This window comes from Metabacillus sp. RB-C-LZQ-3-1, assembly GCF_058315175.1.
Genome location: NZ_JBZFLI010000021.1, coordinates 20,342 through 32,489, shown reverse-complemented (window position 1 = coordinate 32,489; position 12,148 = coordinate 20,342). Strand labels below are relative to the sequence as shown.

Below are 12,148 nucleotides of genomic sequence, written 5' to 3'. Positions count from 1 at the left end.
GGATTTTTAGAATGGCTAAAGAAAAATTCGACCGTTCCAAAACGCATGCTAATATCGGTACAATCGGACACGTTGACCATGGTAAAACAACTTTAACAGCTGCAATCACAACTGTACTTGCTAAGCGCAGTGGTAAAGGTGCAGCTATGGCATATGATATGATTGACGCTGCTCCTGAAGAGCGTGAGCGTGGAATCACAATCTCAACTGCACACGTTGAGTACGAAACTGATACTCGTCACTATGCACACGTTGACTGCCCAGGACATGCTGACTATGTTAAAAACATGATCACTGGTGCTGCACAAATGGATGGTGGGATCCTAGTAGTATCTGCTGCTGACGGCCCAATGCCACAGACTCGTGAGCACATCCTATTATCTCGTCAAGTAGGTGTACCTTACCTTGTTGTATTCTTAAACAAATGTGACATGGTAGATGACGAAGAATTATTAGAACTAGTTGAAATGGAAGTTCGTGACTTACTTTCTGAGTACGATTTCCCTGGCGATGATGTTCCTGTAATCAAAGGTTCTGCTCTAAAAGCTCTTGAAGGAGATGCTGAGTGGGAAGAGAAAATCATCGAGCTTATGAACGCTGTAGATGAGTACATCCCAACTCCAGAGCGTGACACTGACAAACCATTCATGATGCCGGTTGAGGATGTATTCTCAATCACTGGCCGTGGTACTGTTGCTACAGGTCGTGTTGAGCGTGGACAAGTTAAAGTTGGTGACGTAATCGACATCATCGGTTTAACTGAAGAGCCAAAATCAACTACTGTAACAGGTGTTGAAATGTTCCGTAAGCTTCTTGACTATGCTGAAGCTGGGGACAACATCGGTGCACTTCTTCGTGGGGTTGCTCGTGATGATATCCAACGTGGTCAAGTACTTGCTAAACCAGGTACAATCACTCCACACACTAAGTTCAAAGCTGAAGTTTACGTATTATCTAAAGAAGAAGGTGGACGTCACACTCCATTCTTCACAAACTACCGTCCTCAGTTCTACTTCCGTACAACTGATGTAACTGGTATCTGCCAACTTCCTGAAGGTGTAGAAATGGTTATGCCTGGGGATAACGTAGAAATGTCTGTTGAGCTTATCGCTCCTATCGCGATTGAAGAAGGAACTAAATTCTCAATCCGTGAAGGTGGACGTACTGTAGGCGCAGGCGTTGTTGCTACAATCCAAGAATAATCCTTTACGATATAAAAAGGTGAGCTAAAAAGCTCACCTTTTTTGTGTTAAAAAATAATGAAGTTTACGCTTAACACTTCTATATAATATTGATAGATTTATTTATGGCAGTTTTGCAGTGCTATCATTTTTTTGTAGTTAATAAACTTAGGACAATTAATTCTTAATCATTTGTAGATTCGAATTGAATTTTATAAGTTGATTTTTTACAGATTAAACCAAGTCTGTTGATCTTGATATTCATATATATTCTATGTATAATATGAAAAGTGCGTAAGAAACTAGTTATTTCAAAGTTTTTCTTGCATCTATTATAGGATTTATGTATAATAGACAATGTTGGTCTTTGACTGCGATGAAGCAGGAGGTTGCCGATACACACGGCCGCTTTGCCATGGCGTGTGTAGGGAAAATTCTTGCGGAGAAAATGTCTATTTTGAAAGTAGGCGAAAAGGAGGGAAAATAATGGCAAAACAAAAGATTCGTATTCGTTTAAAAGCATATGATCACAGAATTCTTGATCAATCTGCGGAGAAAATTGTAGAAACTGCAAAACGTTCTGGTGCAAATGTATCTGGTCCAATTCCATTACCAACTGAAAGATCAGTATACACAATCCTACGTGCGGTTCATAAATACAAAGATTCTCGTGAGCAATTCGAAATGCGTACGCATAAGCGTTTAATTGATATCATCAGCCCAACACCACAAACTGTTGATGCATTAATGCGTTTGGACTTACCGTCTGGTGTTGACATTGAAATCAAATTATAATTCTTAAAATAAATAAGAAAAGATATTAGGAGGTGTGACTCATGACCAAAGGAATCTTAGGAAGAAAAATTGGTATGACGCAAGTATTTGCAGAAAACGGTGATCTAATTCCGGTAACTGTTATCGAAGCTACTCCAAACGTTGTTCTTCAAAAGAAAACTGTTGAAACTGATGGATACAATGCAGTTCAATTAGGTTTTGAAGACAAACGCGAAAAGCTATCTAACAAACCAGAAAAAGGCCACGTTGCGAAAGCTAATACTGCACCTAAGCGCTTCGTTAAAGAACTTCGTGAAGCAAGCTTAGAGCAAATCGAAGTTGGTCAAGAAGTCAAAGTAGATATTTTCACAGCAGGTGAAACAGTAGATGTAACAGGAATTTCTAAAGGGAAAGGTTTCCAAGGCGCTATTAAACGTCACGGACAATCTCGTGGACCTATGTCACACGGTTCTCGTTACCATCGTCGCCCGGGTTCAATGGGACCTGTAGCACCTAACCGTGTATTCAAAAACAAATTATTACCTGGTCGTATGGGTGGAGAACGTATCACTGTTCAAAACTTAGAGATAGTTAAAGTAGATGCAGAACGCAACCTACTATTAATCAAAGGTAACGTTCCAGGACCTAAAAAAGCCCTAATCACTGTGAAAAGCGCAGTTAAATCTAAATAATTTCACTAGGAAAGGAGGAATTGGGTAATGCCGAAAGTAGCATTATTAAACCAAGCTGGATCTAATGTTGGAGAAATCGAACTTAATGATTCTGTATTTGGTATTGAACCTAATCAGCATGTATTATTTGAAGCGGTTATCATGCAAAGAGCTTCCTTACGTCAAGGAACTCACAAAGTAAAAAATCGTTCTGAAGTAGCAGGCGGAGGTCGTAAACCTTGGCGTCAAAAGGGTACTGGTCGTGCTCGTCAAGGATCTATCCGTTCTCCACAATGGCGCGGTGGTGGTATTGTATTTGGACCAACTCCACGTTCATACGCTTATAAATTACCTAAAAAAGTTCGCCGTTTAGCTATCAAATCAGCTTTATCATCTAAAGTAGTTGACAACAACATCGTTGTATTAGAAGACTTAGCACTTAACGCACCAAAAACAAAAGAAATGGCTTCTGTATTAAAAGGTCTTTCTGTTGAGAAAAAAGCGTTAATTGTTACAGCTGACAACAACGAAAATGTTGCATTATCAGCACGTAATATCCCAGGAGTAACTGTTGTTACTGCTAATGGTGTAAACGTACTTGATGTACTTAACCATGATAAATTGATTATGACGAAAGCAGCGGTGCAAAAAGTAGAGGAGGTGCTTGCATAATGAAAGATCCTCGTGATATTATTAAGCGCCCCGTAATCACTGAACGTTCAACTGATCTAATGTCAGAGAAAAAATACACGTTTGAAGTTGATGTTAAGGCTAATAAAACTGAGGTTAAAGATGCGATCGAATCAATCTTTGGCGTAAAAGTTGAAAAAGTAAACATCATGAACTATAAAGGTAAATTCAAACGCGTTGGTCGTTACAGCGGATTAACTAACCGTCGTCGTAAAGCGATCATCAAGCTAACAGCTGATAGCAAAGAAATCGAATTATTCGAAGTTTAATTTTAATAGAAAAGGAGGGATATCGATATGGCGATTAAAAAATATAAACCAACCTCAAATGGTCGTCGTGGAATGACAGTATCTGATTTTGCTGAAATTACGACAGACCAACCGGAAAAGTCGTTACTTGCACCTCTTCACAAAAAGGGTGGACGTAATAACCAAGGTAAATTAACAGTTCGTCACCAAGGTGGTGGACACAAACGCCAATATCGTGTGATTGATTTCAAACGCGACAAAGATGGTATACCAGGACGCGTTGCTACAATCGAGTACGATCCAAATCGTTCTGCAAACATCGCACTTATCAACTATGTTGATGGTGAAAAAAGATACATCCTTGCACCTAAGAACTTACAAGTAGGTCTAGAAGTTATGTCTGGTCCTGAAGCAGATATCAAAGTAGGGAATGCACTTCCATTACAAAATATTCCTGTAGGTACAGTGGTACACAATATCGAATTAAAACCTGGTAAAGGTGGTCAATTAGTTCGTTCTGCAGGTACATCTGCTCAAGTATTAGGTAAAGAAGGTAAATACGTTCTTGTACGTTTAAACTCTGGTGAAGTTCGTATGATTCTTGCTACTTGCCGTGCTACAGTAGGTCAAGTAGGTAACGAACAACATGAACTTATCAACATTGGTAAAGCAGGTCGTTCTCGCTGGTTAGGTAAACGCCCAACTGTTCGTGGATCTGTAATGAACCCTAACGATCACCCACACGGTGGTGGTGAAGGACGCGCTCCTATCGGACGTAAATCACCAATGTCTCCATGGGGTAAACCAACTCTTGGAGCTAAGACTCGTAAGAAGAAAAACAAATCAGATAAGTTTATCGTGCGTCGTCGTAAAAAATAACGTGATTGAACTACGGTTCAATCGAACCGTAGCACGATCGCGAAGGGAGGTACAATCATGGGCCGTAGCTTAAAAAAAGGACCATTTGTTGATGATCATTTAATGAACAAAGTTGAAAAGTTAAATGAAACTGATAAAAAGCAAGTTATTAAAACTTGGTCTCGTCGTTCTACAATTTTCCCACAATTTATTGGTCACACTATCGCTGTTTATGATGGGCGTAAACATGTTCCTGTATATGTAACTGAAGACATGGTAGGTCATAAACTAGGTGAGTTCGCACCTACTCGTACTTACAAAGGTCATGCTAGTGATGACAAAAAAACAAGACGTTAATGAGAGGAGGCATTTAAATGCAACAATCTAAAGCTGTCGCAAGAACAGTTCGTATTGCTCCTCGTAAAGCTCGTTTAGTTCTAGATCTTATTCGAGGTAAGCAAGTAGGTGAAGCAGTGGCGATTTTAAATCACACACCAAAGGCTGCTTCTCCAATCATAGAGAAAGTATTAAAATCAGCAGTGGCAAACGCTGAGCATAACTATGAAATGGACATTAATAGCTTAGTTGTATCTGAAGCTTATGCAAACGAAGGTCCAACTCTTAAACGTTTCCGTCCACGTGCTATGGGTCGTGCAAGTGCAATTAACAAACGCACAAGTCACATCACAATCATTTTAACAGAAAAGAAGGAGGGATAATCCGTGGGTCAAAAGGTAAATCCAGTCGGTCTTCGTATTGGAGTTATTCGTGATTGGGAGTCTAAATGGTTCGCTGGTAAAGACTACTCAACTCTATTACATGAAGACATCAAAATTCGTGAATATGTTACTAAACGTCTTAGTGATGCATCTGTTTCTAAAATCGAGATCGAGCGTGCAGCTAACCGTGTAAATATTACAATCCACACTGCTAAGCCAGGTATGGTAATCGGTAAAGGTGGTACGGAAGTTGAAGCACTTCGTAAAGCTCTTAACCAATTAACTGGTAAAAGAGTTCACATCAACATTTTAGAAATTAAAAAAGCTGATTTAGATGCTAAATTAGTTGCTGAAAATATTGCACGTCAATTAGAAAACCGTATTTCTTTCCGTCGTGCTCAAAAACAAACAATCCAACGTGCTATGCGTGCTGGTGCACAAGGTATCAAAACACAAGTATCTGGTCGTCTAGGCGGAGCAGATATCGCACGTGCAGAGCATTATAGCGAAGGAACAGTTCCACTACACACACTTCGTGCTGATATCGATTATGGAACAGCTGAAGCTGATACAACTTACGGTAAATTAGGCGTAAAAGTTTGGATCTATCGTGGAGAGGTTCTTCCTACTAAGAAGAAAACTGAGGAAGGAGGAAATTAATTATGTTATTGCCAAAACGCGTAAAATATCGCAGAGAGCACCGTGGAAAAATGCGCGGTCGCGCTAAAGGCGGTACTGAAGTACACTTCGGTGAGTACGGGATTCAAGCTTTAGAAGCTTCATGGATCACAAACCGCCAAATTGAAGCTGCTCGTATCGCGATGACACGTTATATGAAACGTGGCGGAAAAGTTTGGATTAAAATCTTCCCTTCTAAGCCTTATACTGCAAAACCTCTAGAGGTTCGTATGGGATCTGGTAAAGGTGCTCCAGAAGGTTGGGTAGCAGTTGTAAAACCAGGTAAAGTAATGTTTGAAATCTCAGGTGTTTCTGAAGAGGTAGCACGTGAAGCATTACGTTTAGCTTCTCATAAATTACCGATCAAAACGAAATTCGTAAAACGTGAAGAAATTGGTGGTGAATCAAATGAAAGCTAATGAAATCCGTGACCTAACCACTGCTGAAATTGAACAAAAAGTAAAATCTCTTAAAGAAGAGTTATTCAACCTTCGCTTTCAATTAGCGACAGGACAATTAGAAAACACTGCTCGCATCCGTGAAGTTCGTAAATCGATCGCTCGTATGAAAACTGTTATCCGTGAAAGAGAGCTCGCTGCTAATAATCGTTAATAAGAGAGGAGGTTTACCGAATGAGTGAACGTAACCAACGTAAAGTGTATACTGGTCGTGTTGTTTCTGACAAAATGGATAAAACTATCACAGTTCTTGTTGAAACATACAAAACACATCCACTATACGGTAAACGTGTAAAATACTCTAAGAAATTCAAAGCTCATGATGAAAACAACCAAGCTAAAACTGGCGATATCGTTAAGATCATGGAAACTCGTCCATTATCTGCTACAAAACGTTTCCGTTTAGTAGAAGTTGTTGAAGAAGCTATCATTATTTAATATTGTTCGGATAGTTAATTCCGAAGGGAGGTAACATAAGTGATCCAACAAGAATCTCGTTTAAAAGTTGCTGACAACTCTGGTGCTCGTGAAGTATTAACAATCAAAGTATTAGGTGGTTCTGGTCGTAAAACTGCTAATATCGGTGATGTTATTGTTTGTACGGTAAAACAAGCAACACCAGGTGGCGTTGTCAAAAAAGGTGATGTTGTTAAAGCAGTAATCGTTCGTACGAAGAGTGGTGCTCGTCGTTCAGATGGTTCTTACATCAAATTTGACGAAAATGCATGTGTTATCATTCGTGATGACAAAGGCCCTCGTGGTACTCGTATTTTCGGACCAGTTGCTCGTGAACTACGCGAAAACAACTTCATGAAAATCGTTTCTTTAGCTCCAGAAGTTCTATAATAAATTTCGATTGCCTTACTAAGGAGGTGCAACGAGGATGCATGTTAAAAAAGGTGATAAAGTAATGGTTATCTCTGGTAAGGATAAAGGTAAACAAGGTGTTGTTCTTGCTTCTTATCCTAAAAAAGATCGTGTTCTTGTAGAAGGTATTAACATCGTGAAAAAACACGCTAAACCTTCTCAAGCTAATCCACAAGGTGGAATCTTAAACCAAGAGGCACCTATCCATGTATCAAATGTTATGCCACTTGATCCTAAATCTGGTGAACCAACTCGTGTTGGTTATAAAGTGGTTGACGGTAAAAAGGTACGTGTAGCAAAAAAATCTGGTGAAACTTTAGATAAATAGTAAATCAGGAAGGGAGGTATATAGATGAACCGCCTTAAAGAAAAGTATCAAAACGAAATCACTCCTTCATTAATGAAGAAGTTCTCATATAAATCAGTAATGCAAGCTCCAAAAATTGAGAAAATCGTTATCAACATGGGTGTTGGTGATGCAGTTTCAAACTCAAAAGCTTTAGATGTAGCTGTAGAAGAGTTAACTCAAATCACTGGTCAAAAACCTGTTGTAACAAAAGCAAAAAAATCAATCGCAGGCTTCCGTCTTCGTGAAGGTATGCCAATCGGTGCAAAAGTTACACTTCGCGGTGAGCGTATGTACCAATTCTTAGATAAATTAATCTCTGTTTCATTACCACGTGTTCGTGACTTCCGTGGTGTATCAAAAAAATCTTTTGATGGCCGTGGAAACTACACTCTTGGTGTGAAAGAGCAATTAATCTTCCCTGAGATTGATTATGATAAAGTAAACAAAGTTCGTGGTATGGATATCGTTATCGTAACAACTGCGAATACTGATGAAGAAGCACGCGAACTATTAACTCAGTTCGGAATGCCGTTTCAAAAATAATCGCTAGTAAAGGGAGGCGAAATTGTGGCTAAAAAATCAATGATTGCTAAGCAAAAACGCACGCAAAAATTTAAAGTACAAGAGTACACTCGTTGCGAACGCTGCGGACGTCCACACTCTGTACTACGCAAATTTAAGCTTTGCCGTATTTGTTTCCGTGAACTTGCTTATAAAGGTCAAATTCCAGGCGTGAAAAAAGCTAGCTGGTAAAACCGTAAAACGGGAAGGAGGTTATTTAGTAATGGTTATGACAGATCCTATTGCAGATATGCTTACTCGCATTCGTAATGCGAATATGGTACGTCACGAAAAACTTGAGTTTCCTGCATCTACAATCAAAAAGGAAATTGCAGAAATTCTTAAACGTGAAGGTTTCGTACGTGATGTTGAATATGTAGAAGATAACAAACAAGGTATCATTCGTATTTTCTTAAAATACGGTGCAAACAATGAGCGTGTAATCACTGGTCTTAAAAGAATTAGTAAACCAGGTCTACGCGTTTACGCAAAAGCTGGAGAAGTACCACGTGTACTTAACGGATTAGGTATTGCGATCGTTTCAACTTCTCAAGGTGTTTTGACTGACAAAGAAGCTCGTGCAAAACAAACTGGTGGAGAAGTATTAGCATACGTTTGGTAATAAGTTCAAAAAAGAATGGAGGTGTAATGAATGTCTCGTATTGGTAAGAAATTACTTGAAATCCCTGCTGGTGTTACAATTAACATCGCTGATGATAATACTGTAACAGTTAAAGGACCTAAAGGTGAATTAAGTCGTACATTCAACCCTGATATGAAAATCGTTATTGAAGATAATGTATTAACTGTTACTCGTCCTTCAGATGCGAAGGAACACCGTGCATTACACGGTACAACTCGTAGTCTATTAGGTAACATGGTTGAAGGTGTTTCTAAAGGATTTGAAAGAGGTTTAGAACTTATCGGTGTAGGTTACCGTGCATCAAAATCTGGAAACAAATTAGTTCTTAACGTTGGTTACTCACACCCTGTTGAAATCACACCTGAATCTGGTATTGAAATTGAAGTACCTTCACAAACAAAAGTTCTTGTAAAAGGAACTGATAAAGAACGTGTTGGTGCAATTGCAGCTAATATTCGTGACGTTCGTCCACCAGAGCCTTATAAAGGTAAAGGTATTCGCTATGAAGGTGAACATGTACGTCGTAAAGAAGGTAAAACTGCGAAGTAATATCGCCTAGATGATAAGAAAGGAGTGACCTAAATGATTACTAAAGCTGATAAAAATGCTGTACGTAAAAAGAGACACGCTCGTGTTCGTGCCAAATTAACAGGCACTGCTGTACGTCCTCGTTTAAACGTATATCGTTCAAACCAACACATTTATGCTCAAGTAATTGATGATACTAACTCAGTTACTTTAGTAAGTGCATCTACTTTAGATAAAGAACTAAACTTAGATACTAAGAGCAATGTTGACGCTGCTTCTAAGGTAGGAGAATTAGTAGCTAAACGTGCTATCGATAAAGGTGTAAAAACTGTAGTATTTGATCGCGGTGGATATCTATACCATGGTCGTATTAAGGCTCTAGCTGAAGCTGCTCGTGAGGCTGGACTTGAATTTTAATCGCAAAAGGAGGGACATAAAGAATGCGTCGTATTGATCCAAACAAATTAGAGCTTGAAGAACGCGTTGTTACTGTAAACCGCGTTGCTAAAGTTGTTAAAGGTGGTCGTCGTTTCCGCTTTGCAGCACTAGTTGTTGTAGGTGATAAAAACGGTCATGTAGGTTTTGGTACTGGTAAAGCTCAAGAGGTACCAGAAGCGATCCGTAAAGCAATTGAGGATGCTAAGAAAAACTTAATCGAGGTACCTATGGTAGGTACAACGATTCCTCACCAAGTTATCGGTCAGTTTGGTGCTGGGAACATCCTTTTAAAACCTGCATCTGAAGGTACTGGAGTTATCGCGGGAGGACCTGTTCGTGCGGTACTTGAGTTAGCAGGTGTAGCAGATATTCTTTCAAAATCTTTAGGTTCAAATACTCCAATTAACATGATTCGTGCAACAATTTCTGGATTAAAAGAACTAAAGAGTGCTGAAGAAGTTGCGAAGTTACGTGGAAAAACGGTAGAAGAACTGTTAGGATAAGGAGGGAAAACAATGGCGAATAAGTTAGAAATTACCCTCACTCGCAGTGTAATTGGTCGTCCTGAAGACCAACGTATTACTGTTAAAACACTTGGCCTTAAAAAGTTGCATCAAACTGTAGTCCAAGAAGATAATCCTGCGATTCGCGGTATGATTAATAAAGTTGCTCACTTAGTTACAGTTAAAGAACAATAATTGAAACATAAATAAATAAGGAGGTGTCCCGATGAAACTTCATGAGTTGAAACCAGCAGAAGGTTCACGTAAAACACGTAATCGTGTAGGTCGTGGTATCGGTTCTGGTAACGGTAAAACAGCTGGTAAAGGTCATAAAGGACAAAATGCTCGTTCTGGTGGTGGAGTTCGTCCAGGATTCGAAGGTGGTCAAACTCCTTTGTTCCAACGCTTACCTAAACGTGGATTTACAAACATTAACCGCAAGGACTATGCAATTGTAAATCTTGATGTCCTAAACCGTTTTGAAGATGGCACAGAGGTTACTCCAGAATTCTTACTTGAATCAGGTGTTGTAAGTAACGTAAAATCTGGTGTTAAAATCCTTGGTAACGGTCAGTTAGAGAAAAAACTTACTGTAAAAGCTAACAAGTTCTCAGCTTCTGCTAAAGAAGCTATTGAATCTGCTGGCGGTACAGCTGAGGTGATCTAATGTTTAAAACAATCTCCAATTTTATGCGCGTGGGTGATATTAGAAGTAAGATCATATTCACCCTTTTAATGTTAGTTGTATTTCGTATTGGAACGTTCATTCCTGTGCCGAATGTTAATGCTGATGTATTAAGGGCTCAGGATGAACTAAATGTATTCGGAATTCTTAACACCTTCGGTGGTGGTGCACTTTATAACTTCTCTATTCTTGCAATGGGGATTATGCCGTACATCACAGCTTCGATCATCGTCCAGCTACTACAGATGGATGTTGTGCCGAAGTTTACCGAATGGTCAAAACAAGGTGAAGTTGGGCGACGGAAACTTGCTCAATTTACAAGATACTTTACAATAATATTAGGTTTCATCCAGGCGTTAGGTATGTCCTATGGATTTAATACCCAGTCAGGTGGGATGTTAATTCAAAATCCAGGTATTGGAACATACTTATTAATTGCGATTGTCTTAACTGCTGGTACAGCATTCTTGATGTGGTTAGGAGAACAAATCACTTCAAAAGGTGTTGGAAATGGTATTTCCATTATCATCTTTGCTGGGATTGTTGCAGGAATTCCCTCAACTGTTAACCAAATTTATGCACAACAATTTGAAGATGCAGGTGACCAACTATTTATAAAAATCGTAACGGTTGCCATTCTAATATTAGCAATTTTAGCCGTTGTGGTTGGAGTAATCTTTATTCAACAAGCACTTCGTAAAATACCAATTCAATATGCAAAAGGATCCAGTAACAAGAATATGGGTGGAGGACATACAACTCATCTCCCATTAAAAGTGAATCCTGCTGGTGTAATTCCTGTTATTTTTGCAGTGTCGTTTATTATTACACCACCAACAATTGCAGCATTCTTTGGTCCAAACGATGTGACTGATTGGATACAGAAAACCTTTGACTACACACAGCCTGTAGGTATGATTATCTACATCGCTTTAATAATTGCTTTCACATATTTCTATACATTTGTTCAAGTAAATCCTGAACAAATGGCTGAAAACTTGAAGAAACAAGGCGGATATATTCCTGGAATACGTCCGGGTAAGAGTACTCAGGAATATGTTACAAAGGTATTATATCGTTTAACTTTTGTTGGTTCTCTTTTCTTAGCAGCTATAGCTGTTCTTCCTGTTTTCTTTATTGAATTTGCTGATCTACCACAATCTGCACAGATTGGTGGAACAAGTTTACTTATCGTTGTTGGGGTTGCCCTAGAAACGATGAAACAACTTGAAAGTCAGTTAGTGAAACGTCATTATAAAGGCTTTATTAAATAATGAGGATATGGGAAAACCTTCCC

General features: G+C 39.1%; 23 protein-coding genes. All 23 read left to right on the top strand.

Annotation, left to right across the window (positions count from 1 at the left end; all coding sequences use genetic code 11):
• Window positions 1–11 precede the first annotated feature (11 nt).
• The 23 genes from tuf (at window position 12) to secY (ending at window position 12,125) form a co-directional block, all read left to right on the top strand.
• On the top strand, window positions 12–1,202 hold the full coding sequence (tuf, locus tag AC4GZ8_RS22610; RefSeq protein ID WP_491084155.1) for an elongation factor Tu: 1,191 nt from the start codon (window positions 12–14) through the stop codon (window positions 1,200–1,202).
• A 465-nt stretch (window positions 1,203–1,667) separates the two neighbouring features.
• Entirely contained in the window at window positions 1,668–1,976 is a 309-nt protein-coding gene (gene rpsJ / locus AC4GZ8_RS22605; protein ID WP_026561219.1) for a 30S ribosomal protein S10, read from the top strand.
• Window positions 1,977–2,017: 41 nt separating this feature from the next.
• A complete protein-coding gene (gene rplC / locus AC4GZ8_RS22600; RefSeq protein ID WP_491084154.1) occupies window positions 2,018–2,647 on the top strand; it encodes a 50S ribosomal protein L3 in 630 nt (209 codons plus the stop codon).
• A 27-nt stretch (window positions 2,648–2,674) separates the two neighbouring features.
• A complete protein-coding gene (rplD, locus tag AC4GZ8_RS22595; protein ID WP_491084153.1) occupies window positions 2,675–3,298 on the top strand; it encodes a 50S ribosomal protein L4 in 624 nt (207 codons plus the stop codon).
• A complete protein-coding gene (gene rplW, locus AC4GZ8_RS22590) occupies window positions 3,298–3,585 on the top strand; it encodes a 50S ribosomal protein L23 (protein WP_102232773.1) in 288 nt (95 codons plus the stop codon). Before rplD ends, rplW begins: the two co-directional genes overlap by 1 nt.
• 27 nt (window positions 3,586–3,612) lie before the next feature.
• On the top strand, window positions 3,613–4,443 hold the full coding sequence (gene rplB / locus AC4GZ8_RS22585; protein WP_491084152.1) for a 50S ribosomal protein L2: 831 nt from the start codon (window positions 3,613–3,615) through the stop codon (window positions 4,441–4,443).
• 57 nt (window positions 4,444–4,500) lie between these two features.
• The gene (rpsS, locus tag AC4GZ8_RS22580; RefSeq protein ID WP_491084151.1) at window positions 4,501–4,779 is read left to right on the top strand and encodes a 30S ribosomal protein S19; all 279 of its coding nucleotides are present in this window, start codon (window positions 4,501–4,503) and stop codon (window positions 4,777–4,779) included.
• A gap of 17 nt (window positions 4,780–4,796) precedes the next feature.
• On the top strand, window positions 4,797–5,141 hold the full coding sequence (rplV, locus tag AC4GZ8_RS22575; RefSeq protein ID WP_072581456.1) for a 50S ribosomal protein L22: 345 nt from the start codon (window positions 4,797–4,799) through the stop codon (window positions 5,139–5,141).
• A gap of 3 nt (window positions 5,142–5,144) precedes the next feature.
• Window positions 5,145–5,801 (top strand): 30S ribosomal protein S3, encoded by a 657-nt coding sequence (rpsC, locus tag AC4GZ8_RS22570; RefSeq protein WP_491084150.1) that lies wholly within the window; start codon window positions 5,145–5,147, stop codon window positions 5,799–5,801.
• A gap of 2 nt (window positions 5,802–5,803) precedes the next feature.
• Complete coding sequence (gene rplP, locus AC4GZ8_RS22565) at window positions 5,804–6,238, top strand: 50S ribosomal protein L16 (RefSeq protein WP_072581454.1); 435 nt, start codon at window positions 5,804–5,806, stop codon at window positions 6,236–6,238.
• Complete coding sequence (gene rpmC, locus AC4GZ8_RS22560; protein ID WP_098798317.1) at window positions 6,228–6,431, top strand: 50S ribosomal protein L29; 204 nt, start codon at window positions 6,228–6,230, stop codon at window positions 6,429–6,431. The genes rplP and rpmC overlap by 11 nt, the downstream gene beginning before the upstream one ends.
• A gap of 20 nt (window positions 6,432–6,451) precedes the next feature.
• Window positions 6,452–6,715, top strand: a complete 264-nt coding sequence (gene rpsQ, locus AC4GZ8_RS22555) for a 30S ribosomal protein S17 (RefSeq protein ID WP_491084149.1) — start codon at window positions 6,452–6,454, stop codon at window positions 6,713–6,715.
• A 39-nt stretch (window positions 6,716–6,754) separates the two neighbouring features.
• A complete protein-coding gene (gene rplN, locus AC4GZ8_RS22550; RefSeq protein ID WP_026561230.1) occupies window positions 6,755–7,123 on the top strand; it encodes a 50S ribosomal protein L14 in 369 nt (122 codons plus the stop codon).
• 37 nt (window positions 7,124–7,160) lie between these two features.
• Entirely contained in the window at window positions 7,161–7,472 is a 312-nt protein-coding gene (gene rplX / locus AC4GZ8_RS22545) for a 50S ribosomal protein L24 (RefSeq protein WP_226530301.1), read from the top strand.
• A 24-nt stretch (window positions 7,473–7,496) separates the two neighbouring features.
• A complete protein-coding gene (gene rplE, locus AC4GZ8_RS22540) occupies window positions 7,497–8,036 on the top strand; it encodes a 50S ribosomal protein L5 (RefSeq protein WP_491084148.1) in 540 nt (179 codons plus the stop codon).
• Window positions 8,037–8,060: 24 nt separating this feature from the next.
• Window positions 8,061–8,246, top strand: coding sequence for a 30S ribosomal protein S14 (gene rpsN, locus AC4GZ8_RS22535; protein WP_010285078.1), 186 nt, complete (start codon window positions 8,061–8,063; stop codon window positions 8,244–8,246).
• Between the two features lie 31 nt (window positions 8,247–8,277).
• Window positions 8,278–8,676 (top strand): 30S ribosomal protein S8, encoded by a 399-nt coding sequence (gene rpsH, locus AC4GZ8_RS22530; protein WP_098798313.1) that lies wholly within the window; start codon window positions 8,278–8,280, stop codon window positions 8,674–8,676.
• A 30-nt stretch (window positions 8,677–8,706) separates the two neighbouring features.
• Window positions 8,707–9,246 (top strand): 50S ribosomal protein L6, encoded by a 540-nt coding sequence (gene rplF / locus AC4GZ8_RS22525; RefSeq protein WP_491084147.1) that lies wholly within the window; start codon window positions 8,707–8,709, stop codon window positions 9,244–9,246.
• Between the two features lie 33 nt (window positions 9,247–9,279).
• Window positions 9,280–9,642, top strand: coding sequence for a 50S ribosomal protein L18 (gene rplR, locus AC4GZ8_RS22520; protein WP_491084146.1), 363 nt, complete (start codon window positions 9,280–9,282; stop codon window positions 9,640–9,642).
• A gap of 23 nt (window positions 9,643–9,665) precedes the next feature.
• The gene (rpsE, locus tag AC4GZ8_RS22515) at window positions 9,666–10,166 is read left to right on the top strand and encodes a 30S ribosomal protein S5 (protein WP_491084145.1); all 501 of its coding nucleotides are present in this window, start codon (window positions 9,666–9,668) and stop codon (window positions 10,164–10,166) included.
• Between the two features lie 12 nt (window positions 10,167–10,178).
• Complete coding sequence (rpmD, locus tag AC4GZ8_RS22510) at window positions 10,179–10,361, top strand: 50S ribosomal protein L30 (protein WP_026561237.1); 183 nt, start codon at window positions 10,179–10,181, stop codon at window positions 10,359–10,361.
• 31 nt (window positions 10,362–10,392) lie between these two features.
• Window positions 10,393–10,833 (top strand): 50S ribosomal protein L15, encoded by a 441-nt coding sequence (gene rplO, locus AC4GZ8_RS22505; protein WP_491084144.1) that lies wholly within the window; start codon window positions 10,393–10,395, stop codon window positions 10,831–10,833.
• Entirely contained in the window at window positions 10,833–12,125 is a 1,293-nt protein-coding gene (gene secY / locus AC4GZ8_RS22500) for a preprotein translocase subunit SecY (RefSeq protein WP_491084143.1), read from the top strand. The genes rplO and secY overlap by 1 nt, the downstream gene beginning before the upstream one ends.
• Window positions 12,126–12,148: the final 23 nt, after the last annotated feature.

Excerpts from the sequence above, each read along its gene's own strand:
- tuf (WP_491084155.1), top strand. The coding sequence starts at position 12 with ATGGCTAAAGAAAAATTCGACCGTTCCAAAACGCATGCTAATATCGGT.
- rpsJ (WP_026561219.1), top strand. The coding sequence starts at position 1,668 with ATGGCAAAACAAAAGATTCGTATTCGTTTAAAAGCATATGATCACAGA.
- rplC (WP_491084154.1), top strand. The coding sequence starts at position 2,018 with ATGACCAAAGGAATCTTAGGAAGAAAAATTGGTATGACGCAAGTATTT.
- rplD (WP_491084153.1), top strand. The coding sequence starts at position 2,675 with ATGCCGAAAGTAGCATTATTAAACCAAGCTGGATCTAATGTTGGAGAA.
- rplW (WP_102232773.1), top strand. The coding sequence starts at position 3,298 with ATGAAAGATCCTCGTGATATTATTAAGCGCCCCGTAATCACTGAACGT.
- rplB (WP_491084152.1), top strand. The coding sequence starts at position 3,613 with ATGGCGATTAAAAAATATAAACCAACCTCAAATGGTCGTCGTGGAATG.
- rpsS (WP_491084151.1), top strand. The coding sequence starts at position 4,501 with ATGGGCCGTAGCTTAAAAAAAGGACCATTTGTTGATGATCATTTAATG.
- rplV (WP_072581456.1), top strand. The coding sequence starts at position 4,797 with ATGCAACAATCTAAAGCTGTCGCAAGAACAGTTCGTATTGCTCCTCGT.
- rplP (WP_072581454.1), top strand. The coding sequence starts at position 5,804 with ATGTTATTGCCAAAACGCGTAAAATATCGCAGAGAGCACCGTGGAAAA.
- rpmC (WP_098798317.1), top strand. The coding sequence starts at position 6,228 with ATGAAAGCTAATGAAATCCGTGACCTAACCACTGCTGAAATTGAACAA.
- rpsQ (WP_491084149.1), top strand. The coding sequence starts at position 6,452 with ATGAGTGAACGTAACCAACGTAAAGTGTATACTGGTCGTGTTGTTTCT.
- rplX (WP_226530301.1), top strand. The coding sequence starts at position 7,161 with ATGCATGTTAAAAAAGGTGATAAAGTAATGGTTATCTCTGGTAAGGAT.
- rplE (WP_491084148.1), top strand. The coding sequence starts at position 7,497 with ATGAACCGCCTTAAAGAAAAGTATCAAAACGAAATCACTCCTTCATTA.
- rpsH (WP_098798313.1), top strand. The coding sequence starts at position 8,278 with ATGGTTATGACAGATCCTATTGCAGATATGCTTACTCGCATTCGTAAT.
- rplF (WP_491084147.1), top strand. The coding sequence starts at position 8,707 with ATGTCTCGTATTGGTAAGAAATTACTTGAAATCCCTGCTGGTGTTACA.
- rplR (WP_491084146.1), top strand. The coding sequence starts at position 9,280 with ATGATTACTAAAGCTGATAAAAATGCTGTACGTAAAAAGAGACACGCT.
- rpsE (WP_491084145.1), top strand. The coding sequence starts at position 9,666 with ATGCGTCGTATTGATCCAAACAAATTAGAGCTTGAAGAACGCGTTGTT.
- rpmD (WP_026561237.1), top strand. The coding sequence starts at position 10,179 with ATGGCGAATAAGTTAGAAATTACCCTCACTCGCAGTGTAATTGGTCGT.
- rplO (WP_491084144.1), top strand. The coding sequence starts at position 10,393 with ATGAAACTTCATGAGTTGAAACCAGCAGAAGGTTCACGTAAAACACGT.
- secY (WP_491084143.1), top strand. The coding sequence starts at position 10,833 with ATGTTTAAAACAATCTCCAATTTTATGCGCGTGGGTGATATTAGAAGT.